This window comes from Paenibacillus sp. FSL K6-2859 (assembly GCF_038008265.1).
GTDB classification, from domain to species: domain Bacteria; phylum Bacillota; class Bacilli; order Paenibacillales; family Paenibacillaceae; genus Paenibacillus_AQ; species Paenibacillus_AQ nitricinens.
Genome location: NZ_JBBOYU010000001.1, coordinates 989,674 through 1,015,300, shown reverse-complemented (window position 1 = coordinate 1,015,300; position 25,627 = coordinate 989,674). Strand labels below are relative to the sequence as shown.

26 protein-coding genes are annotated in these 25,627 nt (G+C 45.3%); 10 read left to right on the top strand and 16 right to left on the bottom strand.

All coding sequences use genetic code 11. The features are described from left to right. Positions 1-40: 40 nt before the first annotated feature. Positions 41-1,858 carry a vWA domain-containing protein gene (locus MHB64_RS04460; RefSeq protein WP_094871502.1) on the bottom strand — a complete coding sequence of 606 codons (1,818 nt, stop codon included), beginning with the start codon at positions 1,856-1,858 and terminating at the stop codon, positions 41-43. Between the two features lie 160 nt (positions 1,859-2,018). On the opposite strand from MHB64_RS04460, the gene MHB64_RS04455 reads away from it, so the two are divergent. The 3 genes from MHB64_RS04455 (at position 2,019) to MHB64_RS04445 (ending at position 5,140) form a co-directional block, all read left to right on the top strand. Further along, entirely contained in the window at positions 2,019-2,216 is a 198-nt protein-coding gene (locus tag MHB64_RS04455; RefSeq protein WP_341133811.1) for a hypothetical protein, read from the top strand. Beyond that, positions 2,209-3,135: a hypothetical protein gene (locus tag MHB64_RS04450; protein WP_341133810.1), complete on the top strand. Its 927-nt coding sequence runs from the start codon at positions 2,209-2,211 to the stop codon at positions 3,133-3,135. Before MHB64_RS04455 ends, MHB64_RS04450 begins: the two co-directional genes overlap by 8 nt. A gap of 226 nt (positions 3,136-3,361) precedes the next feature. Beyond that, positions 3,362-5,140 (top strand): hypothetical protein, encoded by a 1,779-nt coding sequence (locus MHB64_RS04445; RefSeq protein WP_094875456.1) that lies wholly within the window; start codon positions 3,362-3,364, stop codon positions 5,138-5,140. Between the two features lie 96 nt (positions 5,141-5,236). Here the strand turns inward: MHB64_RS04445 and MHB64_RS04440 are convergent, their stop codons facing one another. From MHB64_RS04440 to MHB64_RS04430, 3 genes are all read right to left on the bottom strand, one after another. Further along, on the bottom strand, positions 5,237-5,791 hold the full coding sequence (locus MHB64_RS04440; protein ID WP_094870798.1) for a pyridoxamine 5'-phosphate oxidase family protein: 555 nt from the start codon (positions 5,789-5,791) through the stop codon (positions 5,237-5,239). Positions 5,792-5,924: 133 nt separating this feature from the next. Next, a complete protein-coding gene (locus tag MHB64_RS04435; RefSeq protein WP_341133809.1) occupies positions 5,925-6,086 on the bottom strand; it encodes a hypothetical protein in 162 nt (53 codons plus the stop codon). A 5-nt stretch (positions 6,087-6,091) separates the two neighbouring features. Beyond that, on the bottom strand, positions 6,092-6,574 hold the full coding sequence (locus tag MHB64_RS04430; protein ID WP_341133808.1) for a GyrI-like domain-containing protein: 483 nt from the start codon (positions 6,572-6,574) through the stop codon (positions 6,092-6,094). Positions 6,575-6,726: 152 nt separating this feature from the next. Between MHB64_RS04430 and wrbA the strand changes: the two genes are divergently transcribed. Then, entirely contained in the window at positions 6,727-7,368 is a 642-nt protein-coding gene (gene wrbA, locus MHB64_RS04425; protein ID WP_094875457.1) for an NAD(P)H:quinone oxidoreductase type IV, read from the top strand. Positions 7,369-7,445: 77 nt separating this feature from the next. Here wrbA and MHB64_RS04420 read toward each other — a convergent pair whose 3' ends face one another. The 5 genes from MHB64_RS04420 to MHB64_RS04400 form a co-directional block, all read right to left on the bottom strand. After that, the gene (locus MHB64_RS04420) at positions 7,446-8,444 is read right to left on the bottom strand and encodes a Gfo/Idh/MocA family protein (RefSeq protein ID WP_373455807.1); all 999 of its coding nucleotides are present in this window, start codon (positions 8,442-8,444) and stop codon (positions 7,446-7,448) included. A gap of 44 nt (positions 8,445-8,488) precedes the next feature. Then, complete coding sequence (locus MHB64_RS04415) at positions 8,489-8,839, bottom strand: DUF1648 domain-containing protein (protein WP_094870792.1); 351 nt, start codon at positions 8,837-8,839, stop codon at positions 8,489-8,491. Between the two features lie 37 nt (positions 8,840-8,876). Beyond that, positions 8,877-9,203: a nucleoside triphosphate pyrophosphohydrolase gene (locus tag MHB64_RS04410; protein WP_094870791.1), complete on the bottom strand. Its 327-nt coding sequence runs from the start codon at positions 9,201-9,203 to the stop codon at positions 8,877-8,879. Positions 9,204-9,240: 37 nt separating this feature from the next. Further along, complete coding sequence (gene mutT, locus MHB64_RS04405; protein WP_094870789.1) at positions 9,241-9,636, bottom strand: 8-oxo-dGTP diphosphatase MutT; 396 nt, start codon at positions 9,634-9,636, stop codon at positions 9,241-9,243. Between the two features lie 154 nt (positions 9,637-9,790). Beyond that, positions 9,791-10,504, bottom strand: a complete 714-nt coding sequence (locus MHB64_RS04400; RefSeq protein ID WP_094870788.1) for a YceI family protein — start codon at positions 10,502-10,504, stop codon at positions 9,791-9,793. 149 nt (positions 10,505-10,653) lie between these two features. Here MHB64_RS04400 and MHB64_RS04395 point away from each other — a divergent pair, with 149 nt between their 5' ends. From MHB64_RS04395 to MHB64_RS04380, 4 genes are all read left to right on the top strand, one after another. Beyond that, positions 10,654-11,334, top strand: a complete 681-nt coding sequence (locus tag MHB64_RS04395; protein ID WP_341133807.1) for a response regulator transcription factor — start codon at positions 10,654-10,656, stop codon at positions 11,332-11,334. Further along, entirely contained in the window at positions 11,322-12,737 is a 1,416-nt protein-coding gene (locus tag MHB64_RS04390; RefSeq protein WP_094875460.1) for a HAMP domain-containing sensor histidine kinase, read from the top strand. Before MHB64_RS04395 ends, MHB64_RS04390 begins: the two co-directional genes overlap by 13 nt. A gap of 69 nt (positions 12,738-12,806) precedes the next feature. Further along, a complete protein-coding gene (locus MHB64_RS04385; RefSeq protein WP_094870784.1) occupies positions 12,807-13,298 on the top strand; it encodes a hypothetical protein in 492 nt (163 codons plus the stop codon). Positions 13,299-13,504: 206 nt separating this feature from the next. Beyond that, positions 13,505-14,962, top strand: coding sequence for an amidase family protein (locus tag MHB64_RS04380; RefSeq protein ID WP_280787737.1), 1,458 nt, complete (start codon positions 13,505-13,507; stop codon positions 14,960-14,962). A gap of 85 nt (positions 14,963-15,047) precedes the next feature. Here the strand turns inward: MHB64_RS04380 and MHB64_RS04375 are convergent, their stop codons facing one another. After that, the gene (locus MHB64_RS04375) at positions 15,048-15,605 is read right to left on the bottom strand and encodes a DUF1273 domain-containing protein (RefSeq protein WP_042185074.1); all 558 of its coding nucleotides are present in this window, start codon (positions 15,603-15,605) and stop codon (positions 15,048-15,050) included. Positions 15,606-15,966: 361 nt separating this feature from the next. Here MHB64_RS04375 and MHB64_RS04370 point away from each other — a divergent pair, with 361 nt between their 5' ends. After that, positions 15,967-16,632, top strand: a complete 666-nt coding sequence (locus MHB64_RS04370; RefSeq protein ID WP_341133806.1) for a hypothetical protein — start codon at positions 15,967-15,969, stop codon at positions 16,630-16,632. Between the two features lie 72 nt (positions 16,633-16,704). Here the strand turns inward: MHB64_RS04370 and MHB64_RS04365 are convergent, their stop codons facing one another. Then, a complete protein-coding gene (locus tag MHB64_RS04365; protein ID WP_094870778.1) occupies positions 16,705-18,735 on the bottom strand; it encodes a beta-galactosidase in 2,031 nt (676 codons plus the stop codon). 119 nt (positions 18,736-18,854) lie between these two features. Between MHB64_RS04365 and MHB64_RS04360 the strand changes: the two genes are divergently transcribed. Then, positions 18,855-19,688 (top strand): AraC family transcriptional regulator, encoded by an 834-nt coding sequence (locus tag MHB64_RS04360; protein WP_256990341.1) that lies wholly within the window; start codon positions 18,855-18,857, stop codon positions 19,686-19,688. 183 nt (positions 19,689-19,871) lie between these two features. Here MHB64_RS04360 and MHB64_RS04355 read toward each other — a convergent pair whose 3' ends face one another. The 5 genes from MHB64_RS04355 to MHB64_RS04335 all read right to left on the bottom strand — a co-directional run bounded on the left by MHB64_RS04355 (position 19,872) and on the right by MHB64_RS04335 (position 25,576). After that, positions 19,872-20,066: a hypothetical protein gene (locus tag MHB64_RS04355; RefSeq protein WP_341133805.1), complete on the bottom strand. Its 195-nt coding sequence runs from the start codon at positions 20,064-20,066 to the stop codon at positions 19,872-19,874. A 321-nt stretch (positions 20,067-20,387) separates the two neighbouring features. Continuing rightward, positions 20,388-22,379 carry a beta-galactosidase gene (locus tag MHB64_RS04350; RefSeq protein WP_341133804.1) on the bottom strand — a complete coding sequence of 664 codons (1,992 nt, stop codon included), beginning with the start codon at positions 22,377-22,379 and terminating at the stop codon, positions 20,388-20,390. A gap of 119 nt (positions 22,380-22,498) precedes the next feature. Beyond that, the gene (locus MHB64_RS04345) at positions 22,499-23,800 is read right to left on the bottom strand and encodes an ABC transporter substrate-binding protein (RefSeq protein WP_341133803.1); all 1,302 of its coding nucleotides are present in this window, start codon (positions 23,798-23,800) and stop codon (positions 22,499-22,501) included. Between the two features lie 61 nt (positions 23,801-23,861). After that, positions 23,862-24,695 (bottom strand): carbohydrate ABC transporter permease, encoded by an 834-nt coding sequence (locus MHB64_RS04340; RefSeq protein WP_094870770.1) that lies wholly within the window; start codon positions 24,693-24,695, stop codon positions 23,862-23,864. Beyond that, complete coding sequence (locus tag MHB64_RS04335; RefSeq protein ID WP_094870769.1) at positions 24,695-25,576, bottom strand: carbohydrate ABC transporter permease; 882 nt, start codon at positions 25,574-25,576, stop codon at positions 24,695-24,697. Before MHB64_RS04335 ends, MHB64_RS04340 begins: the two co-directional genes overlap by 1 nt. Positions 25,577-25,627: the final 51 nt, after the last annotated feature.

Below are 25,627 nucleotides of genomic sequence, written 5' to 3'. Positions count from 1 at the left end.
TTTGCGGAAGCTGTACTTCAGATTTCTTGCAAAACCACTTCTATACTAAATATTCGAGATAAATCGTCTTATCTACCGTGTGCAGGGACACTGAAACGCGGTCACCACTCTTCAGCTCAAGACCACGCGAGGCATCCGCAGCACGTCCGGATCTCTCTACAGTAACACCTTCACCACTGCGTAACAGCAATCGGTCATTCTTAGCTGGTGTGAAAATAATGCTCTCGCTTTCCTTCAGCTCAGGCGCTAATTGCAGCAGCTGATGAAGAGTGAACTTGCCTCTGAAGCCAGCAAGTTTCTTATATTGTGGGTAGGTCTTCTCACCCGTATTGCCGTCTTTAACCTCAATTACCAACTGTCCAACAAAACCACGTGCCGATTTCTTATTCAGCACATACCATGCCGCAGCGGCTGCCAACACCAGAAGAATACCACCAATAATGTAATACAAGGTATTAGACGATGCTTCTTTCAGAGGTTCTTCTTTGCCAGTCCCTGTTGATGGACTAGTAGTAGCTGCGCCACCTGACTTCGCGCTGATCTTCACAGGAGCACTTTCACGATAGAAACTACTTTCCTCTGCACGAACCTTCAACTCATAGTCATGGCTCTCTTTTACCTCAAAGGTACCCTTAAAAACATCCCCGGAGTTATCCAGTTCGATTTCCTGTACATCACCTGTATCGATATCTGTAGCAAGCAGTACCGCCTTCATATCTTGATACAAATTACTGAGCGTTACCTGAGTACCATTGCTGAACAGGTGAGAGGTAATATCAATTTTATCACCTTTTTTATAGGTTGCTGATGGCAACGCATCGATCTTAAGCTCCAAATCGTAGTTAAAAACTAGATTAATATCAATTTTATCCTTTGGCACACCTTTGACCTGAAGCTTCCAATCTCCTTCTTGCGGTGACAACAGCTTGATCAAGCTATAAGTAGAAGACTTCGACAGCACAACATCCTTGGACGGGATGGCGACAGCATTTCCTGCAGGATCAGTTAGCTTCGCGGTCACAGGCTGTGACGACATAATTGAGATATTGGCTTCCAAAACACTGCCGTTAGGCACGTTGACGGTCACATCCTGATAATCCCCATTTGCAGTGATCGACTGCACAGGTACTACCTTTAGCTTCAGATGGCTAGCAAAAATTTCACTAAGTATTTGCGGAAGATCATCTGCGGAGTCCGTCGAAAATGCTTTACCACCTGTCTCAGTGGACAGATCAGCGAGTTTCTGTTTATTCAGCTTGCCGTCGGCATTAAGCCCAATCGTATAAATGGGATAGCCATTCTTCTTGGCGACCTCCACAGCGGCGTTCAGTTCTTTATCCGATTCGCTTTGCGTCCGGCCTGTTGTTTTGTTGAAATCATTATTGCCATCAGCTAGCATTACAATGATTGGCTCATGATTCGGATCGCTACCATTCTGGAGCACCTTCACAGCTTCTTCTACACCGACAGCAATGTCGGTATAAGCTCCACGGTCCAGTCCATCAATAAAATCCTTCAAATCCTGTTTATCTGCCTCTGAATTAATTTCCAGCAGGGCCTTCTCCCGCTGCACTTTGTCGGTATAGGCAACAATACCTACTTTATCACCTTGAGTAGATAGCATATCTATGAACATTTTCATCGCTTCGCTCGCGACTTTGTTCTTGTCACTAGTCTTCATGGAGTTACTTACATCGATAAGAAGCACTGCATCAATGTGAGATTGCGCCGATGTTGCCGCATAGGCCTGAACAGCTGCAAATGGTGAGGCAGCAAGACATAGCGCCAGCAGTAATGCCGGGAAGATACGTTGAATAAGTGTCTTAGTTGTTCTGTTACTTTGATATTTACGAAGCATAAATAGGGCTCCTCTTGTGTTATATTAGGCACATATGACAGGTTCAGCACTATCGCTAAAATCTGTAAATAGTATGCCATTATGATATAATTAAACCTTGTAAACTTCAACTTTAGGACCGCCGGACCAAAGTAGCAATGATGCATAGAGTGATCATTCTATGAGCCATCCAGACTGCGAGGCGTCTATGAGAAAGGACTGTTCCATGATTTCATACGTCATTCTTGGGATTACGTTCCTAATTGTCGTAATTCAAATTTCCATCTATGCTGCACGCCAACGTAAACCACTAACTCGAGATGATATTAACGACCGCCTACTGGCCGCATTGAACGGAGGCGATAAAGGCCGTGAATAAGAAAAGACCTGTTACCTTTCGCCCTTTCAAGGCTCCTCGTTACGCTTATGACAAGCTTCGTATTTGTCGCCACTGCGGACAATACACCGCTCTCGGTGAAGATCGATGCTCCAAATGCGGGAAAGACTCACTTATTACGGTAGAGAAGCAAGCCGCATCCATTGCAGGAAGAAAAATGCATACGCGCCTCCTATTCATCTTACTGCTTACACTAGCCTCCGTCTATTTTGGAAATAGCATAGAGCAGATGATGTTATGTGGTGCCGGAGGAATTCTCCTCGCTGGACTATTGTACTATACGCAGCGAAAAGTACGGCAGAACGAGAATCTTCGTTCTCTTAACGAGCTGCTCGGCCGAGGAATTGGCATCATCAAAGAGGGACTGGAGATCAACCGCCAGGAGGCTGTCTCCGTACTCCGTGAGGACGATGTTCTTGCCTACGAGAAGCTGCGCGAACTCTCCATCCTGCTTCGTGGTGACCGGATCGCACGGCAACGTATCGCCTTGCTGCATGGTTTTTTGCTTCGCAAGGATATGGATTTAGAACTGGAGCAGCTTCTTCTTAAGGATTTCGAGCCGCTACTAGCCGAATATATCGGCGAGATCGCTAAAGTCCGTCCTGATCTGATCAAAGATCGTACACTACGATACGTAAAGAACTATGAAGTAGAAATTCGTCATATGAATAATGGTATGACCATCCTTACGGGAGTTGCCGGAGCTGCAGTAAGAATGAAGCGTTATGCCCTGCTCTACTCCAGTATGATCGGCCGATACGTGCAAGATCTGCCTAAAGACCGCTTTATGCGGTTATCCAAACTCATCGCTGCGAATCCCCATGAACCGTGGAATGGCTTGGACCAAAGAGTAGCGGACATTCGTGAAGCCAAATACCGCTGGGACCCGGAAGTTCAATAGGGCTTTCTTATATTTCAAGAAGAAACGGGATTGGCATCTTATTGATGGCAATTGTTTCTCGGTGAAATATAAGGATAAAGAATGATGTGAAACTATGCTTTCTTATATTTCAAGAAGAAACGGGATTGGCATCTTATTGATGGCAGTTGTTTCTCGGTGAAATATAAGGATAAAGAATGATGTGAAACTATGCTTTCTTATATTTTGAAAAAAGAGGCTACTCTATATGACGTTCAAACCATTAATAACCCTGCGAAACTTTATGATCATTTTGTGTATAAGCATGTTTGTGATGCTTGGACAGAAGGTTTTTCTCATCGCCGACAAAATACAAATAACTAAGGAAGCCGACCGTCTCTATGCTGCTGGCGATCTGATAAGTGCAGAGAATCAGTATCGCCTAGCGGCGGCAAACCATTCCATATTTTATATGGAAGAAAAGGTTGCGAAGCGACTTGATGAGCTGTCACCAATCACGGCCATCCGCCAAGGTTTGAATGCCTTGGTATCATCCGCTAAAGCACAAGCTGCGACGAAAGATTTCACCGGATTTATGAAAAGTTATGATACCCTCCTCAGCTTAAAAGCTACATATATGAAGCCCGGTGGTCCTTATGAATCCTATTATCGCCAGTTATCGACCGATTCAGGCATTTCTGACCAGTTCACAACCTACTTCCGAGAATTTAAGGAGCAGTTTCTTACTGAACTTGCTCAGAGCCAAGATGGAAACAAGAGTGAAGAAGACACTTTTAAATGGAATCTGTTGCAGATTCCCGATGCTTATTACGGAAGCGCTGCTTCCAAGGAGGAGTTGCTAGCCTCCAAGTTCAAAAGTCATGATACAGCTAAACTAAAAGCCTTAGCAGGCACAGGAAACTTTACAGGCATGCTGGAGAGCACCCTCTCCATGAGGAATGCTTACAGCCAGCATAGTTACGAAGCGCCATGGGTACTTGGGCAGGCAGAAAGTAGCGGAAAAATCATCCTGAACAAAGACCTAGAGAGCGATAACATCACCGCTTTTGCTGGGCATGCTGTTGCCTATCGTCATTTTGCAGGATCAGCAGGGATCACCTCATCCAAAGTACTAACCTTAGTAGATACCAGTAAAGCTAAACTACTTAAAAATGCCAAGCGCATGGCCAGCAAAGGCCAATATGCTGAAGCTATTCAGCTATACAGTGATCTTGCTCCGCTAGAGGATACTTCTTCAATCCTTGCCGCTACAAGATTGGCTTGGAATATTGCTGAACCTGTGCGCCTTCTCCCGGGCGGTGAGGAACAAGGCAGATATGGGAACGTCATCTCCAGCAAGGGACTACACGATAAGAAGGTCATTGTGGCTGGAACGGATAGCAATGGTGTCCTCTATTATGCAGCAATGAATAGCGACGAAAGTGTCATTACTTTAACTGGAAATAGTTTACCAAAATTCGAGAGTCTGCGCAGTCTAACTTTTAATGACCAGCTTGCTGCCTCTTCAGGTTCTAGTGCACCCGTGATTCTGGCTGAATCTGAGATCGAAGGTGGACGTACCCTTTTTACAGCATATGAAATGAAAAAAGATGGTATTTCACAGTTGTTTTCTATGTCTGGAGATAGCTACGAACTGCAGTCCGATGATTCCATACTCGTATCTAACGCGGATCTCGGAGACGGTGTCATTGGACAGACAGCACGTTATCGCAAAGTAGATGCCAGCTATCAATTTGCTGAGATTGTTCAGGAGTATGCGGTAATTTCAGCTTCCGATGTAGCGCTTCATCCTTTTGAAAAGGTCTCTTTTCACTGTGAAATCGTCGCTGATAACTTCGGCAATATGCTTGCATACTCCAATGGAATTTATATTTTTCTTCAAGGAGACTTGGGTTCCGTTACAGGTAACGCGTTAGTTAGTGGTCAATATCAGAACGGTTATCAGCTTGTTGGAACGGACATGGGAGAGCAGTATGTGCCTGTGTTTGTGGTGGAATCCGTAGGTAGTATGAGTTTTGCACAGTAGAATATATGGGTTAACTGCTTAGTTGAATTGTGGGAACGCTCGTCGTGACGAATGAGAAATTTTATATATACATGAATCTAGGATCACCATATCCGCTCAGTTTTTTTGTCCAAGGGGTGTCGGTAGCCCGTCTATACTTGTAGTATTCTTCTCTTGTCTATATTCTTTCAGACCTGCTTCGCCCTTTTGGATAGACCAACGTTGTAACGTGTCCCGCTCACCATCATAACTCATAAATGGGACCGAAAATCCGCAGGAAGTCTGTACTTTATGAACATCAATTAAAATGATCTGTCTAGCTCCAGGCAGAGATGTAAACATAGGGTACAGCGTTTCCCATTCTGATGAACCAGGCAGGATTACTGCCCCTGTTCCATACAGTCTCAGAATGTTCGGCGGTCCTTCAAAGGCACAAAACATAACCGTCACTCTTCCGTTTTCCAGCAGATGAGCGCTTGTCTCATTGCCACTACCGGTCATATCGAGATAAGCCACCTGATTAGGAGACAAAATCCGCAAGCAATCATGACCCTTAGGTGAAAGGTTAACATGCCCCTCTTCAGAAAGTGGCGCTGACCCTACGAAAAAAAGATGCTGCTGCTGAATAAACTCCTGATGTGCAGGTAATATAGCCGTGAATTGTTTTCCCATTTGATGTTCTCCGTTTCTTTTGGTTTATGTGTGATTCGTTTGATGGGACTGTCACGCTCCATCGAACCTATTAACTCAACCAGCTACTTCGTTCGAAACCAGCCAATGTACGGGATTTTTACCGTTCTTTTTCTCATTCGTTACGCATTCCTTCTATTGATATATATTCGTTTCTACCGTTGAGTAACCCTTCACCCTCACCCAAGGTATTAAACTCATCACCGAAAAAAGGAACTGCCTCTCGGCAGCCCCCAAATCCCCACGAAACATTTCTTTTAGCTAAAATATCTTTCACCCGATCTACTCAATCGCAATATAAATCTCAACCTGCGTGTTGGCAGGATCAAAATTCCGCGAATCGTAAATTTCAAAATCACCCGTATAGGTTCTTACCTCTGTAGACGCCTTAAAATACGCCCAAATCTCCCCCCATGCTTGCGAGACTACTTCAAATACCGGACCTTTTTTCGTCGTAAAAACCATATACTTGCTCTCCGGAACAGCCGAACTCACGATCCCGCTATCCGCTAAATGTCTCTCCCCAGCGACTTCATGCCCGATCACAACGGTATATGCACCCGACGCATCACTCTCATAATCTGTATACAAGGCATAGATGTACTCAGGCTTAACCGTATCCATCTGCCCCGCAATATTACTCTGAAAATACGTTTCCCAGAGCCGCGATAAGCCCCCGTCGGGACCCATTTCCACTTCATTTGTCGTACGTATGCTAACCCCAGCCAATGTCATTTTCGGTTTTTGTACAAAATAAGTATTCATTATTCTCCCTCATTTCCTGTAATTGAGTTCAGTATACACAAGGGAAGTGGACATCTGTCTGTCCAGTTAGAGCAGAATTATCGATTTGGGTTATAAAAGCATCAATGGGGTAATTAATAGTATGGAACTACACTCGAAGGGAATGACCTAGCATGTCAAAAATTAAATTAGCTGTCATCTATTACAGTGCCACAGGAACTAACTACCAGCTAGCACAATGGGCCGCGGAAAGCGCCGAGAAAGCGGGAGCTGAGGTAAAACTGCTGAAGGTGCAGGAGCTGGTTCCCGAGGATAAAATTGCGGCCAATCCGGCCATGAAGGCCTTGGCTGAGAAGACAAAAGATATCCCCGTTGCAACACCTGATGATATTGTGGAGGCCGATGCGATTATTTTCAGTTCTCCAACCCGTTACGGTAACATTGCTTCTCAAATGAAGCAGTTCATTGATACAACCGGAGGGATTTGGGGCAAAGGACTCACGGTAAACAAAGTCGTCAGCGCCATGAGCTCAGCACAGAATCCGCACGGCGGACAGGAAGCTACGATCTTGGCACTCTACACATCGATGTATCACTGGGGAGCGATTGTCGCTGCACCTGGTTACACAGATCCCGTCACATTCGGTGCAGGAGGCAACCCGTACGGAACAAGCGTCAGTGTAGATGGGGACGGTAAAATGATCGAAGAGCAGGATCGGATCCGTGATGCTGTTTTTCATCAAGCCAAGCGCACGGTTGAAGTGGCCGGCTGGGTCCAAGCAGGCAAAAATAAAAACGACAATAGTCAGAACTAGACTTCCACCTATCGTTCGATATAGCAAACACCCCTCGGAGCTACCTTAGTAGCTCCGAGGGGTGTTGTTTATTTTATTTACTCTCCAGGATACTTAAGACCCCACTGCGCACGTATTTGATCCAGCAGTTTCAGAATCGCTAACGATTCATCCAATGACATGACTGGACTTTCAGTTAGCCCTGCTTGTAAACAACGTCCTACTTCCTCTGCTTCAAAACAATATCCAATAGAAGCTCGATCATCCACAAAGCTCTCTACCTTCTCATCCCCTATATAGAGCGAAGCCGATTTCGGGTTCACTAACGTCCCTTCAACAATTATACGTCCCTCTGTTCCAAACACATGTGCTTCCTCCAGCGTATTAAGACGAATACCACCGTTCAACGAAGCGGTTTTTCCATTGCCATAATTCAGCAGCATGGAGAAATGCTCGTCCACTCCAGTCTCGCCAATATGCACCGTACTGGACATAGATTCAGGATGAGGTCCAAACACCATCGAGGCAAAAGAAACCGGATAAATCCCAACATCCAGCAGCGCGCCTCCCCCCAGCTTCGGATTCAGCAATCTGCTTTCTGGATTCCAGTCGGTGCGAAATCCTAAGTCTGCCTTCACCAAACGAACATCACCGATTCTGCCCTCGGCGATCCATTCTCTAACCTTCACCATCGCCGGGATGTAACGACTCCACATGGCCTCCATCAGGAACAGCTTATGATCTCTAGCATAGGCCACCACTTCTTCCAATTCTCCGCTATTCACGGTAAAAGGCTTCTCACATAGAACAGCTTTACCTGCACGTAGCGCCAATAATGCATTTTCTTTGTGAAAAGGATGTGGCGTTCCAATATATACAGCGTCTACATTCGGGTCATTTACCAATTCCTCATAGGTAGCATAAGCATGTGGTACTCCATGATCCCTCGCGAATTTATCCGCACTTTCCTGTGAACGCGAACCCACGGCATATGCCACGCCATTGCTGGCATGAGATAAATCAGTAACAAACTGATGGGCAATCCAGCCTGTACTGAGAATTCCCCATCTTATCTTGTAAGCGTTATCCATTTTCATTTGCATGTTCCTCCTAATCCTTCTGCTAAGTCTCTTTAATTCTATCAGACCATTCTAATAAATGTATAGGAACTGATGCCGGCGAACACCACCGTCACTACCAAAATAGCAATATTCCAGCTCCTGCTCAGAGCCGCTGAATGCTCGTTAGAGCTCTGAATAAACGCTTTTTGCAAAAGGAACTGCAGGAGTTTCATGATTATAAACCCCAAACATCCAAGCCCGCTTTGCAAAATAACCTCCAGACTAGACTTGCTTACAAATCTATCAGCCATATTCCCATCGTAATGGATCGGAACCCTATCAGGCATTTTGGAATATAGGAATAAATAAATAGCAATAGGAATCAAGGCTACCACACCGCTTAAGATCATCATCAGTTTGGTTTTGGACAACTTTAATAACCTCCTTATACGGAACAATAATCTCTAGTTATTCTCTTTCCACATCAATCAAAAATATCTGCTCCTTAAATCCGCCACGACGTTCAGCTTTCTCAGCACGAAGCTCCTCCAGCTCTGCGCTATTACTTCCATGGGTCTCCGCCAGCGCTTGAATTACTTCCAGCATGTCGGCAAGCTCCTCTAGCGCTTCTTCATTACTCACTGCCCGAAAATACTCCTCCGACTCTTCTTTCAATTTCTTACGTAGTTCAGTTATGTATTCTTTGGAATCTAATATCCTTGTTTTAAAGTCTTTACCTTGAGAAGCTATCAGGTTGGGGATTCCGTCACGCACTAGCTTTTCATATACGGGCACTTATGTTCTTCCTTTCTACTTGATGTTCAGACTGACTTCACACTTGATCTGACCCCACCATTAGCCGTTCTACAAAAGGAATATCTGCAGGAGCAAACGTGAACGGACCGAGTGCAGTTGGAAACACCCACCTATATTCATCGTGATCGACAAGTTCAATTACACCTCCCAGATATCGGGCTTTCCAAGCAAACAGTCTGATCTCGACACTTCCATAGTTGTGCTCGTTCACGCCAAAGCTTTCATAGGGAAGGATTATTATCCCCATCTCCTCCTGAAGCTCTCTTTGCAGACAATCTGCGATGCTTTCATCCTGCTCTATTTTGCCGCCAGGAAATTCCCAAAGACCTGCCTGAGATTTACCTTGCCTGCGCCGAGCAATAAGAATCTGTCCTTCTTCATTATGTATAATCGCTGCCGCCACCTGGATCACAAGGAACACCTCCTTTATTGCTATTTATTAGACAGATACTTCTATTAAAACATACATTTCATTCCAAACCAAAGAGACTCTCCCAAAAGCTATTAGGCCCGGGAAAGTCTCTTCCGTACAGTTGCTCTATAAATTCACTGCAACAAGACTGATGCTATTTCTTCAACACAAGCTCTAATCGAACCTCAAGATTGTTCTCCGTATCCAGTACAACGGTGTGTGGATTGCTTAAGCCAAAATCAGAAAAGGCCACTGTCGCTGTACCCGACAGCATCAGCTGTCCACCACTGTACGCTGCTTGAGACTGGAAAGTAACGTCCTTATCCACACCCTTCACTGTAAGCGTTCCTTGCATTTCAACCGGTACAGTTGCTCCTTCGGTCCATTCCGTTGGCAGCTCGGAGAATGATTTAACGACAAACGTAGATTGTGGAAATTCCGTAACGGCTAGAAAGTCTTCCCCTTTTACATGCTCATCTCTTTGACCATTGCCAGAGTCCAGAGCGCTCATATCTACTATCCCTTCTCCAACCATCGAAGTAGTATCTTCTATATTAACTTTCCAGGTACCTTGAACTTTGTTATCCACGAAGTTTACTGTTTCTTTAGAGGTGGTTACTGACCAATATACCTTAGAAGCATCCGTAACCGTCCAATCACCGTTTAATTGATCGGCTGTGACTGCCATACCTACTGGTGCTCCAGTGTTAGCCGTGCTTTCTCCATTACCGGCTGTTGTGGCTTGCCCTGGAATCACGGACTCGATCTGTACATTATTGCCCAGCGATTTATCCAGCAATGTATAGCCTGTGACTACTCCTACGATGATGACTCCGGCCGCGATCAAGGCTATTCTTTTTCTCTTCATCCTGTTCCCTCCAATATTCAAAATATTCTGTATATTTTCAAGCTCGTCCCTCATTCTAACAAAGCAATATGTCGGGAAGAAGTCAGAGCAGAGCGAGCAATGATGTGTTAAACTTGTCGTAATTTTATAGATTGGAGGACCACCACAGGATGAGATCCATTCTAATTGTTGAAGATGAGGAAGCTATCTCCAGGGTCCTCAGTGCCTATCTGAAAAAAGCAGGCTTCCATGTCACCCGTGTAGCCGACGGACACGCTGCACTGGAGTCTTTTGCTATAACACCTCCCTCATTAGTATTACTCGACATCATGCTGCCAAACATGGACGGCTTTGAACTGCTAAAGCTGATTCGTGAAAAAAGCAGCTGTCCCGTAATCATGCTCACCGCAAGGGACGGGATCCATGACCGACTAGCCGGACTCGACGGTGGTGCGGATGATTATATGTCTAAGCCCTTTATTCCTGAGGAAGTGGTGGCACGCGTGAATGCTGTGTTACGCCGTCCTTCGCAGTGGTCCGATGGCAGCCGCAAACGGCATTATGGCAGTTTGTTTATCGACTTTACTGCACGAGCTGTATTTTTAAACGGAGTTGAGCTGAGTCTTAGTCCACGTGATATGTCGGTCATGTTATTTCTGGCTGAAAGACCTAATCAAATCTGTACCCGCGAGCAATTAATAGAACATGTCTGGGAGATGGATTACGAAGGAAGTGAGAGAGCCGTGGACTTGTCTATCAAAAGACTTCGCCAAGCGCTGTCGCATTGGCCAGTAGATGAGGGGGAAATCCGTACCCTGAGAGGGACAGGATATCAATTATGGACAACCTAAAGAAGAGCAGCCCCAAACGTACTTCGATTCTCTCCTATTGGACGATTCGTTACCTGCTCATCATTAGTGTTGGTCTCCTGCTAACTGCACTAACGACGTTCTGGTGGATCCAACAAGAAGCTATGAGTAACCGGATGCAGACTACTGGATTATTAGCACAGGAGATTGCCGACCGGAGCGTAAATCGTGAGGGTTCAATAGAGATCAGCCAAAATCTTGGAAGGCTCATTGAAGACCGAAAACGATTCTTCAAGTTAACCGTAGAAATGTGTGTAATCATTACAGATCAGCAAGATCAGATGCTGTTCTCAATGCCGCCTCTAACTGAAGATGAGATGAGGCATAAACTTAATGATAGCCTTGACGACTCTCGCAGTCCGGAGTTCAAAGCTGCAGTAGCGCCCATAAAATCGGATGGGGAAACGCTGGGACAGGTGATTGTGCTTCAATCCAAGAAATCGCTGAGGCATATTCCGCAGGAGGAGATCATTTTTTTCTCCATTCTGTTGCTATTTCTAATTATATTAAGTTGGCTAACCATTTACCTCTTGTCTCGTAAACTGGCAAAACCGATCCAGAAGGTAGCCAAAGCAGCCGCTCAAATCAGCCATGGCCGTTATGATATCGTTCTGGATAAGGACGCCAAAGAACGGGAAATCCATGAACTGATGTTGTCTTTTGAAGAGATGGCAGGCAAGTTACAACAATTTGAGCAGTCCCGTGCGGTTATGTTAGCCGGTGTATCCCATGAACTAAAGACACCAGTAACCTCTATTAAAGGCCTAATCCATGCCGTTCGTGAAGGGGTTGTCGAAGACGATGAAGCTGTGGAATTTCTAGATATTGCTTTGCAGGAAGCTGGACGATTGCAACGGATGGTTGCCGATCTTCTGGATTACAACGCACTGACTGCAGGAATCGTTTCAGTCCGTCACGATCGACTGGATGCCGTACCACTGTTATCCGAAATCGTGTATCAATGGAAGCTGACACAAGCGTATGAAGTTGCGGAGCCTGTGCTCCATATGCCAAGAACTCCCTTATTTTTGTGTGGGGACCCGCTACGTATCCAACAAATCATCGTCAATTTACTTAATAACAGTGTACAAGCCAAGGCCCCAGACCGAATGGTACAGCTTACAGTAGAGGTGCTTGAACAGCAAGGTCATGACATGGCGGAGATTCGTATTCAGGATAACGGGCTGGGCATCTCATCAAATCATAGTGAGTATGTCTTCGAGGCTTTTTTCCGAGGTAGCGACAAACAAAGCACACTACGTGGTCTGGGACTCGGCTTAACCTTCAGCCGTCTGCTGGCAGAAGCCATGAACGGGAGCCTTGTGCTTGAGGAGCACTCCGAGGAAGGCTGTACCTTCGTGCTGACTCTGCCGCTTGATCACTAAAAAATAGTCTGCGGGCCATCGTCATGGTATAATCATGTGCACAATCACACCGAAAACCGGAGGCTGTATATGCTTACTTTTGAACAAAAATTAGCGATTCTCGACTCTTACCCCCAATTGGAACGTAAAAACGTATCCCTTGGGCGCGTGAACTATCACTACGAGGAAAGCCAGCATGATAAGAAAACCGTTGCTTACCATCTGCATCCTAATGGGAATGGTTATGTGTTCGCAGGCTTATTGCGGGGCTATGAGGCAGATGATAAGGGCCTTGTGAACATTCGCGACTACTCGGAATCCGAGCTGCGGAGTCTGCTGGATGCCACCATCACCTCACTGTCTATTTACATTCCGGATGCCCCTGTAGCCAGCAAAAGAAAGAAAAAGGCTGCGGCAGCAGCCGACTCATTCTGGACTAATGATGAGGGCCATACGCTGACTCTAAAACTTGAGGATGATTTATGGTACGTCTATGCCGACCTTAATCTAGAAATGGCCTTTGAGACCCTTGAGGAAGCTAAAGAATATTTAGCGGAAGAGGGATTTACAGCACAGGGGTAATAATGACTCTTATCAAAAAATAAAAAGAGGTGTCCAAAGGCCATTTTATCTGGCGATTCGGGCACCTCTTTTCAATTGGGAGCATGAAAGCTCTTTGAATAAAAATCTATTTATCTCACGCCTCAATATAACACTACCCATCAAACCCAAATTATGGTTAGATGAAGGAGAAGCTATATCCTATAGGGAAAGAAGCGTGAACGCACATGAGTTTCGAACTCGTAGAAGCCACTGTACCCGAGATCCAAGCTGCATTAGAATCCGGAGAAATCACGTCAAAACAACTAGTTCTCATGTATTATGAACGCATAGCTGATCATGACAAAAATGGCTTAACGATTAACTCTGTGCTAGAGATCAATCCGGATGCATTGTTTATCGCAGAATCTCTGGATGTGGAACGTGCGATCAAAGGCTCCCGAGGTCCTCTGCATGGCATCCCTGTGTTATTGAAGGATAACATCAATACTGGGGACAAAATGCATACTAGTGCGGGTTCGCTGGCTTTGGCGAATTCTTTTGCCGGGAAAGATGCGTTCATCGTTACCAAACTGCGTGAAGCCGGAGCGATTATTATGGGTAAAGCCAATATGACCGAATTCGCCAATTTTATGACCACCGGCATGCCCTCCGGTTACAGCTCCCGTGGCGGGCAAGTCCTTAACCCCTACAATATATCTACACCAACTGGCGGCTCCAGTAGTGGATCAGCGGTTGCTGTAGCCTGTAACTTCTGTACAGTCTCTGTCGGTACAGAAACCTCCGGATCGATCCTTAACCCCGGCAATTTGGGCTCTATTATTGGCATTAAGCCAACCGTTGGACTGCTCAGTCGTTCGGGAATTCTTCCGCTCTCCAACACGCAGGACACTGCGGGCCCTATGGCCAGAACGGTTCGTGATGCTGTTCTGCTGTTAAATGCCATGCTGGGCGACGATAATCATGATGCCGCCATGGGAACGAATATAGGTAAAATCCATGAGGATTACACTGTATTCCTCGACGAGAACGGCTTGCAAGGTGCCCGAATAGGTATCCCGCGTGATTATTATTTCGAGGAGCTAACAGAAGAACAACTTGCACTATTCAACGCTTCCGTAGACAGGATGAGAGAGCTCGGAGCGACCATCATTGATCCTGCGGATATAAAGACCGCTCGGGAAATTAGTTATTCTTCGGTAGTCTTAAACGAATTCAAAACAGCACTGAACGCTTATTTATCTCATTTGGGACCTGGCGCACCAATGCGAACCTTAAAGGATATTATTGATTTTAACCATGCGCATCCTGTGGAGACTTTGAGATATGGTCAAGCTACATTAATAGATGCGGAATATACCTCTTCCGGCACACAAACCGAATCCAAGTATTTACGACACCGCGTGACTGACCTGAAGCTGTGCAAGGAAGATGGAATCGACGCTACTATGAAGGAATACAATCTGGATGCCCTGCTGTTCCCCGCCGATTTCGGCGCCAGAATTACCTCCAGAGCGGGATATCCGTCTATCGTTGTGCCTTCCGGTTATACATCAGCCGGCGCCCCTTTCGGTGTGACTTTCTCTGCGAAAGCTTATCAAGAGCCCACACTCATCAAGCTCGCCTATGCTTATGAACAAAATTACAAGGTGCGAAAAGCACCTTCGCTAAAGAGTTTTATCTAATCTCTTCTTATATTAAAAGGCCCATAAACGGTGATGTTCTCATTCACTGTTTACGGGCCTTTACTTTTCCAAAATCTACATATACTTACTCGTAGTCACGTTGATTCTCTTCATCGGCAATATTCTGAATTTCATCGGAGTGAATTAGAAACAACTCATATTCCCCTTCAGCATGCAGCTTCAACGCCCGCTCTTTAAAAAACTTCGGACTCCCCTCCGCCGCATCCTCATCATAAAAGAGCAGTATTCCGTCACTTTTGCGGAACAGCAGATCATCTCTGGCCCGAAACTGCCAACTACCGTCATAAGGGGCATTACTGACCGCCCCGAAGAAATCCGCACCCGCAATAATACGCCGATACTCGTTCTGCTTCTCTTCTTTCCACTTCTCTTCCTGTCCGGTATGCGCTGTAATGATCCCAAGCTTTAAGTCCGGATATTGCAGCTTAAGTTCGCTTACCACTTCGCATGCCCACAGATCCACACCATACTGGCCGGGCGTAATCACCCATTCCACGCCTTCTTCAATCAAAGGTTTTAATCGGTTAGCTAGTGCCTTTTTGATATAAGGAATCCCTAGATGCTTATTGTCAAAAATACCGAGCTCGTGCGCACGATACCCCGTTACTAGTAAAGTCTTCATGTGCTGCCTCTTTCCTGGTCGTCTCATTGCAGATTGTGCAACAGAATGCTACCTTTGGCTCCTATAAAATCATTCCATTGTACTTCGTGCAATAGATTTCGGAGAAATCCGTTAAAATAGGTGCTTTTCTCTTCTTTAAGTGTACAAAGTGCAATAGAATTCTTATCCCCCCTCATTTCAGGAGAATCTATTGTACAAAGTGCAACCTAGTGGGCTATAAAGCTCCACATATTTGTTCATTATATAACATTTGCATATTTCATTTCTTTAGGCAAACTTTCAGCTAATATTAAGCAAACTTTCAGAACTGTTTGTTATATTTCTCCTAATCTATCTTTAACCTACTAAGGAGGAATAAAAAATGAGAAAGTTCGTCCCTATTCTAATATCTGGAGGCCTACTCGCTTCTCTATTATTGGCTGGCTGCAGCGCGAATTCGGAGGCCGAAGGAACAGCTGCTGCAAATAACCAAGCAGACAGGGGTTCAGCAGCCAAACAACCACAAGCAAACGGCAATCAACAAAATGGCAGACCCAATATGTCCATGAATTTCGGTAAGATTAAGAGTGTAAGCGATACTACCCTTACCCTCTATAAATCGGACATGTCTATGCCCCGACAAGGTGCTGGAGAAGGGGACGGGCAGAACAGTCAAGGCGGTACCCCACCGGAAAAACCTGATGGCGATCAAAATACAGGAAACGGCGCTGCGCCCGAGGGTGGGATGCCACAAGGGGAAATACCGGAAGGTGGCGGACAAGGCGGCGGGCCACAGGGAGGTAGAATGCAGCAAAGCTTCTCCGATGAAACCACAGACATTACGATTGATGCGGATACTAAAATCGTAGCGGTTACCTTCGACAATGGCACGCGTCAAGAAAATGCAATCACCTTAGCAGAACTAAAGGCGGATGATATTATCCAATACACACTTAAATCAGATTCCACCGTGGCGGAGAGCATTACATTAAGTAGTGGCAATCCGGGTGGAGCTACTCTAGATGACAGCACGAGCAGCAGCAGCTAATGAAATGCTGCATAACAAAAAAAGATCTCCGGGGACAAGCTGGTCCCCGGAGATCTTTTTATATACTACGAATTAGTTCTTATCCGACAAAATCAATACTCCACGGGCTGGCACAACAGCAGAACCGCTAACCTTATTGCCAGTCAGAAGATCCGTACGCTCAGTAGCACCAATATCCGCACTCAAATCACCAGTGGTGTGGTTCAGCAAGAATAGGTAGGATGCGCCTTCCTTCACACGTTGCACAGATTCGATACCTTCCGGTGCATTCACTAGCGGCTGAATGTTCTTGTCAGCACATAGATTGGCTAAGAATCCTTTCAAGAATCCCGCTTCTGGGCTGGTAGCCACGTAATACGCCTTACCCTCACCAAAGTTATTCACAGTCAAGGCTGGCATTCCTTTATAGAAATCAGATCCGTACTCTGCCAAAACCTCAGCACCTTCGGCATGAATCAGATCACAGAGCAGATCACATTTGTAAGAACCACTCAAATTGCCCCATGCCTTGTCCATCACAATCTCATTGCTCATCCCTGGCAGCAATGCATCAATTTCCTCAGCCCAGATCCCTAGTACGTTGCGCAGTTCCCCAGGGTAGCCACCAACGGTTACGAGGTCGTTCTCATTAACAATCCCGCTGAAATAAGTCGTAATGAATGTTCCGCCTGCTTTTACAAAAGCTTCAACCTTCTCAGCAAAACCCGGCTTAACCATATACATCACAGGTGCGATAACAATCTCATATTTGAACAGATTCTCTTCTACACCGATCATATCGGCTTCGATATTTTGTTGGTAGAGTGCATCATAATATTTATGAATCTCATTCACATAATCCAAAGCTACGGATGGTCCACTTGAAAGGTTGATAGCCCAGCGGTTTTCCCAGTCATAAATAATCCCTACTTTAGCTGCACTACGCGCATCCAATAGCTGATCTCCAAGTTGTCCAAGCTCTTTTCCTAGCTCAGCACATTCACGGAATACACGCGTGTGTTCATGTCCTACATGCTCAATAACAGCTCCATGATACTTCTCACATGCACCAATTGAACGACGCAGTTGGAAGAACAGAACAGTGTCTGCACCACGCGCAACAGCCTGATAACTCCATAAGCGCATAACCCCTGGACGTTTCAGAGAGTTATAGGGTTGCCAGTTCTGCTGGCTTGGCGTTTGCTCCATCAGCATGAAAGGTTGTCCATTCTTCAATCCACGCATGAGATCATGCGCCATGGCTGTAAAGCTGACTGGTGTATCGAGTGAAGGATAGTTGTCCCAAGAAATGACGTCCATATGTTTAGCCCACTCAAAATAGTCCAGTTCATCATAAAAGCCCATCAAGTTAGTGGTAACAGGTACGTTAGGACTGTGCTCCTTAATCGCATCACTCTCAATTTTGTAGCATTCCAGCAAGCTATGCGACATAAATCTACGGAAGTCTAAGGAAATGCCTTGGAAGTTGGTACGGTTACCATCCCATTCTTCACTTAGCTCACTAGGCAGTACAATTTCTTCCCAATCATAAAACGTATGTCCCCAAAAACGTGTATTCCACGCTTTGTTTAATGCATCCAGAGAGCCGTAACGATCCTTTAACCAGACACGGAACGCCGCTTCAGATAAATCAGAATAATCGTAGTTACTGAACTCATTCGAAACGTGCCAAGCTACCAGCGCCGGATGATCCTTATAACGTTCAGCCAGCTTTCCTGCCAGCTTCGCTGCAAACTTGCGGTAAACCGGACTGTTTGGATTCGAGTTATGACGTCCACCGAACTTGCGTTTTCTACCCTTCACATCAACACGAGTAACTTCAGGATAACGATGAGCCATCCAAGCTGGGTGCGCTCCTGTACCTGTTGCCAGACATACGTAAGTACCATTTTTATATAGTCTATCCATTAATTCATCTAGTGATGAGAAATCATAAGTGTCTTCGGAAGGTTGAATCAGCGCCCAGGAAAATACATTAATTGTGGCAACATCAATTCCTGCCAGCTTAAACATACGCTCATCCTCTGCCCATACAGGCGCATCCCATTGCTCTGGATTGTAATCTCCACCGTACCAAATCTTAGGTAATTTATCGTTAATCACACTTCGCACATCCTTTATTGTATAATTATATATATATTGTAATCGGTTCATCTGACGCTATAAATATAAAATAATCTTCCCGTCATATAAGAATATGGAACTAAGAGGAGATGGATTCATTGAAGGGAATCGTGCATCGTAGAATTGTGTTCCCCCATGAGGGTGGACAGCATCTACCTATCACATTAGACAGCATCGGTCACAATCATCAACAGGAAAAAGTATCTCGCTTAGATGGCTACGAAACCTATCATTGGCTCCAAACGGCGTCTGGTGAAGGGGTGATTCATTTGGAGAATGAAAGCTTCTCCCTCCCCGCAGGCAGTGGTGTATTACTTCTCCCCTATACTCCACATCGCTATGAAGCTTCTGCTGCTAACTGGAGCACTTCTTATCTAACGTTCGGAGGCAGCTCTGCAGGTTCTATTTTGGAGACGCTGGGGATGAATATGAATTCTTTTTACCGCTGGGAAAAAGAGGCGCCTCTCTCCAAGCTGCTAAGAGAAATACTTGATCAGTATGATGCCTCACAGGACATGTTTGGTCTGACTGCCTCCACAGATGCTTATCGCTTTCTGCTTACTTTAAGCAAATATGGGCAACTACATAACAACACAACAATATCCCGCAATGTAGATAAGCTGCAGCCGCTACTGAAATGGATGGACAGTCATTATGGTGATCCTGATCTCGGACTTAACGATCTAGCCGATCAGCTCGGCGTCTCAGGACGATATCTCAACAATCTATTCATACAGACCTTCGGGCTATCTCCTTATGCCTATTTCGTACGGCTACGTATCCGTAAAAGCAAAGAAATGCTCGTAAGCCAGCCGGATCTTACTGTAAAAATCATCTCGCAGAGAGTAGGCTTCCGTGATGTTAGCCATTATGTTGCCACCTTTCGCAAGCAGTCAGGGACTACACCGGAGCAGTTTAGACGACTTCACTAATACTCTATGGTGTATAGCTTAATCGCCTCCTGCGTAGTGAAATGCTACATAAGATTGCGTATGACAGAGCTCATCGCTGTGTGGCTCTCATTAGTATGGGCATGTGCGTTAGAGTAACTGCATTTAGTACACTTAAATCAGCCTGTTCAGCAGAAAATATCCATATAAGTGTATTCTGTGCAGTTATATTCTCAGCATTTGGCTGAGAACCGCGATACTTCGCATTATAGCTGCACTAAATACAACTAAATCCATTTCATAGCCCGAGAACTTTAAATAAGTGTAGAAAGTGCAGCTATTCCGCACCGCACCAACTCGCCATTTGCCCCAGCGTAACATTCTGCACCATTCCACTCGCCTACCACTCCAGCGTAACATGCTGCACCGCACCAACTAACTTGCCTCGACAGCTCCTCCGACCCAAGGAGCACATTCTATTGCACTTCATACATTAGAATGCACTTTTCCATCTCATTTCGAGCGTTCTGTTGTACTTCGTGCATTAGAATCTTGTGAAATCCATTAAAATGGAGGCTTTCCACCAATCTGATTGCACAATGTGCAACAGATTTCAAATTCCCCCACCCAAAAAGGAATTCTATTGCACAGAGTGCAATCCCATTCACAATCCCAAAGGATTCAATCATAGGTCGAAGGAGATAAGAACGCCCTCCCCATCAACGGTTACTAAGAATCCTTTCACATCTCCAGAATTTCTACACCATATGGCTCAAGCTGCAGCTCTCCTGAACAAATCGAGTGATCGAGCAGACTGCTATACTCTTGTGGCAAGGTGACTGTCACAGACTCCCGGCTCAAGTTAAGCAAAAATAAGAAGCTGCCTTGATCTCCCGAACGCACAGAGGCCTGTACTCCATCCGGCAGTCCCTCAAATCTAAACAGCCCCTGCTGTTTAGAAAGGCGCTCCAACAACACTGACCAGAAGCGCTCTTCCATATGCGTTCCAAAATAATAAACCTGACCCTTCCCAAAAGCATTAACGGTTACAGCCGGTGTTCCACTATAGAAATCATCGCTATACCAAGCAATCGGCCACGCCACAACTGGTCTCAGGATGTCGCACCACTGCGTACATTCATATTGGTTCCCCTCAGCATCAACAACCTTATGGGTTTCAGCACCAATCGGATCATACTCCAGTACTTCAATCCCTGTGCAATAGCTCAGTAGTCCCGGCAGTGGCTGCATGACTGCGATGTTATTTGTAGTTTTCACGCCACTTCGGTTGGTAATGAGCAAGGTGCCGCCAGCTAGTGCAAAATCCTCCAAACTACGTACGATCTCCTCATCCAGCAAGTATAAATTTGGCGCGATCACTACTTTATATCCATCCAGTGGTTGTCTGAGGTCAATCACATCGCAGCCCAAGCCAAGCTTTGTTACTGCACGATGGATCTGTTTAATATTCTCATAATAATCAAATCCCTCAGCTTGAGGCTGAATATCCAGTGCGGCTTTCTCTTCATGAGAATATAGAATCGCCACTTCATGCTTTAATGTCGTTCCAGTCAGCCTTTCCCCAAGTGTATTCACTTCATGGCATAGCTGAGTGAACTCTGCAAATCTGCGTCCTGGGACATTACTGTGATCAATCAGTCCATGCCAGAATTGCTCTGCACCTGCGGCTGCACTACGCCAACGGAAATGAACGACAGTATCCGCACCTCTGGCTATCGTCTGCCACGCATAAGCACGAAGCATCCCAGGATACGGCGTTCTCCACATCGGCATCCAACAACCTGGTGAGCCGCTTAGCTGCTCCATGATCCAGAAGTTTTGACGTTTAATCCCTCGGGTTACGTCTAACGAAAGTGCTCCGCTATATGGTGTTGTCGCTTGCTTGGTTGGTGAAGTATTCGGATAATAGTCAAATGCAGCGATATCCAGATCAGCACCGACTGCGTACATATCCAGACGCTGCGGATAGCTGTGAAAGTTATGAGTGATAAAATGCTGCGGACAAACAGACCTCAAAATATCAATCTGCGTCTTCTGGAATGCTACCACCGAATCCCACTGAAACCGCTGATAATCTAGCAGAAACGATGGATTCTGATGTGGCGATCCGCCCAGTGGAACCGTAAGCTCATTCCAATCGCTGTATTCTCCACTCCACACAACCGTTCCCCACTCTACATTCACCCGATCAAGGCTGCCATATTTGGCTTTTACCCAAGTGCGAAACGCTATATTGCAAGCGTCACAATGACAATCTAACATACCGAATTCATTGTCAGTCTGCCAGCCTATAACGGCCGGGTGTTCACTATAGTGCTCAGCAAGACGCTGGGTAATACGGCTTCCGTATTCACGTAAAGATGCACTGTTATAACAGCGATGTCCGCGTACCCCTGGGTGGAATATATCTCCGTTCGCAAACACTGGCAGCACGTCCGGAAATTTCGTAGTTAACCATCTAGGAGGTGTAGCAGTCGGCGTACCGATCACAACTTGCAGTTCATATTTGTGAAAAAGATCCAGCGCGCGATCCAGCCACCCGAACTGGTAATTCCCCTCCGTAGGCTCTAATCGGCTCCATGCAAACTCGGCGACTCGAACTACCTTAACACCTGTTTCCTTCATTAAACTGATATCCGGTTCCCACATGGATTCTTCCCAATGTTCCGGGTAATAGTCCACACCCATCTGAATAGGATCAAATCGTTTCATCGGCGCCCTCTCCCCTAGCTAAGATAAAAGGCGCTCCCCGTCTCATATTGATGAGGTATACGGAGAACGCCTTTGTGAACTACTTGTCCATTTTAATCTTTTTTATGAACGAGCTTTCCTTATTTCTTAAGCTTGTCCCAAGCTGCTTGCATGCCAGTCATCCAGCCGTTCACATCCACTTTGCCAGCAATCATCTGTTGAATAACACTAGCAAATTCTTGGGTTACACCATCAGGGAATTTAGAAGATTGCAAACCATACACCTTGTCTTCTTTTACATAATTCCATACGTCAGATCCAAGCTTACCGATATCTTCAGGAGTAGCTTCGATTGTGGATAAAGCAGGAATGAATTTCCATTTTTTAACGATATACTCTTTACCCATATCAGAAGTTACCAACCAGTTCAAGAAGGTTTTAGCTTCTTCTTTAGATCCGGAATCTTTGTTTACAACAAGGTTAGCAGGAATACCTACAGTCATTTTATCGTTTTTCTCAGCATCTTCATTGATTGGCATTGGGAACATCCCGATGTTCATATCAGGTGTGATGTTATCTACAAGTGTTTGTGCCCAGTTCCCTTCTTGCATCATTGCGATTTCACCTTTAGCAAACATAGCCAAGTGAGTGTTAGCATCTGTGGTCAAAGGATTTTTTTGTCCGTATTTCAAAGTCAGGTTGAGCAAGTTGCTCCAATCTTCAAACACTTTGTTACCTATGATTGTACCCGTACCCTCATTCAAGCTCTTAATGAAGCCATTTACATCGTCTTGTTGTGCAAATGCTACGCTAATGCCTTGGTTACCAAGGAGCCACCATTCTTGATATGCATTACCAAAAGGAGTTACGTCAATGGCTTGTAGTTTCTTAGCCGCTTCTTCTAGTTGTGACAATGTTTTTGGAGTTTCAGTGATGCCTGCTTTTTCAAATAGGTCTTTGTTATATACAAATCCAATACCTTCAAGGTTCATTGGCATACCGTATACTTTACCGTCTTTAGTCATTGGCTCTGCAGCCATAGGAATCAGATCTTTCACCCAAGGTTGGTCGGACAGATCCTCCATCTTATCTCCCCAAAGCTCCATTTCAGCATATCCACCATTGGAGAAAATGTCAGGTGCGTCGCCGGAAGCAAACTTCGTCTTCAGTGCTGCTGCGTAATCCGCACCACCACCAACGGTTTGGATATCCAGCTTGATGTTAGGGTATTCTTTTTCAAATTCAACCTTGAGCTCATTCAGACCTTCAACGATTTCAGTTTTGAACTGAAAGATTTTAACCGTTTTTACTTGGCCTTTATCCGTGCCAGCGCTTCCATTTTGTGAGTTACTAGAAGCGTTATTGCCTCCACCACATGCTGTTAATGCTAAACTCATAGCCATTACTGCCGAAAGTGCAACTGCCGAGCGTTTCTTATTCATTATGTTTTCCCCCTTAAGATAGTGGATCAAGTCTACAATATTTGGAACGGAGGGCTCGGTGTTAACCTTTCACCGAGCCAGCCGCTATTCCCTCAACAATGTAACGCTGCATAAACAGATAGAAGATGATAATTGGAGCAATCCCGATTACGAGAGCCGGAAGCGCCATATCCCATTGCTTGGTGTATTGACCAAAGAAGGAGAAGGTCGCCAGCGGAATGGTACGAAGTTCTGGTGCCTGAAGAATCAAGGAAGGCAGCAGATAATCATTCCATATTCCAAGTGCATTCAGCACGATCGTTGTCATTACCATTGGCTTCAGCAAGGGAAGTACTATGCGGAAGAATACGGTAATTGGATTACATCCGTCAACTGTTGCCGCCTCTTCGATTTCAAGCGGAACGGACTTGATAAAACCGTGGAACAGAAAGATTGCCATTGGAACACTGATCCCTAGATTCGTAATGATCAATCCTAGGAAGGAGTTGTTTACTCCAATTACATTTACGACTTTCAAGATTGGAATCATGATCGTTTGAAACGGAACAACCATTGCAGCTACGAACAACAGCAGCAAAAATTGATTGAATTTCGTATTCGCCCGAACCATACGATAAGAAGCCATCGCACTAAACAGAGAGATCAGAATAACACTGATAACCGTTATGATAACCGAATTTCGGAAAGCTTCACCAAACCGTGCCAATTTCCAAGCATTTGTATAGTTCGACCACATAAATGTCTGTGGCCAGCTTGCGGCATCACTCAGAATTTCACCGAAGGATTTCACTGAGTTCGCAAGTAAGAAATAAAATGGAGAGAGGAAGAGAAGGGCAAGAAGAATCATCAACACCTCTACGCCGATATTCCATCTGCCTTTTGACTTAGCGTTCATTAAGCTTCTACCTCCTTGCTCTTCGTAATACGGACCTGAATCAGAGTGATAATCGCTACGATAACAAAGAACAGTAGCGCTTTAGCAGTACCCAGACCGTAACGATTGTTCAGGAAGGCTTCATTGTAAATATTCATGGCAACCGACTCTGTAGATTTGAACGGTCCACCTTTCGTCAAGGAAAGGTTAAGGTCGAACATTTTGAAGGACCAAGAAATCGCTAGGAACAAACCGATAGTTACAGCAGGCATGATCAATGGAACTACAATGCTGCGCAGGACCTGCCAACGGGAGGCACCATCAATATCAGCCGCTTCCAATACTTCTTTCGATACGTTACTTAGAGAAGCGATGTAGATAACCATCAGATAACCAGATGACTGCCAAACAAAAACCATCACAATCGCCCAGAAGCCGGTTGTTGCATCACCCAGCCAAGGAAGATTAAAGAACGACCAGCCGGTGAGTTCTCCCATCGTTGCGAACCCTTTGATGAAGATAAATTGCCAGATGAACCCAAGCAACAATCCCCCAATAACGTTCGGCATAAAGAAAATAGTCCGAAGCATGTTCCGTGTCTTTAAAGGTTTCGTTAACAGATAAGCTAGGAAGAATCCTACCACGTTAGTCAAAACAACACCTAACACAGTAAATCTTACTGTAAACCAAAAGGAAGACCAGAAGTCGGGGTCATTCGTAAATATAGTGGAGAAGTTTTGAAATCCGACCCAACTTACATGACCAGATACACCGTTCCAGTCTGTGAAAGAGTAATACATCCCCATGATGAATGGGATAATCGTTATTAAGGTAAAAAACAAGACTGCAGGACCAACGAAAAATGCTTGTTGACCTAACTGGGACAACTTAGTGCCGCGCATTTATTGTCCCCCCCTTTCTTTTGCTCACTTACTTGTTTATGCTTTATACAC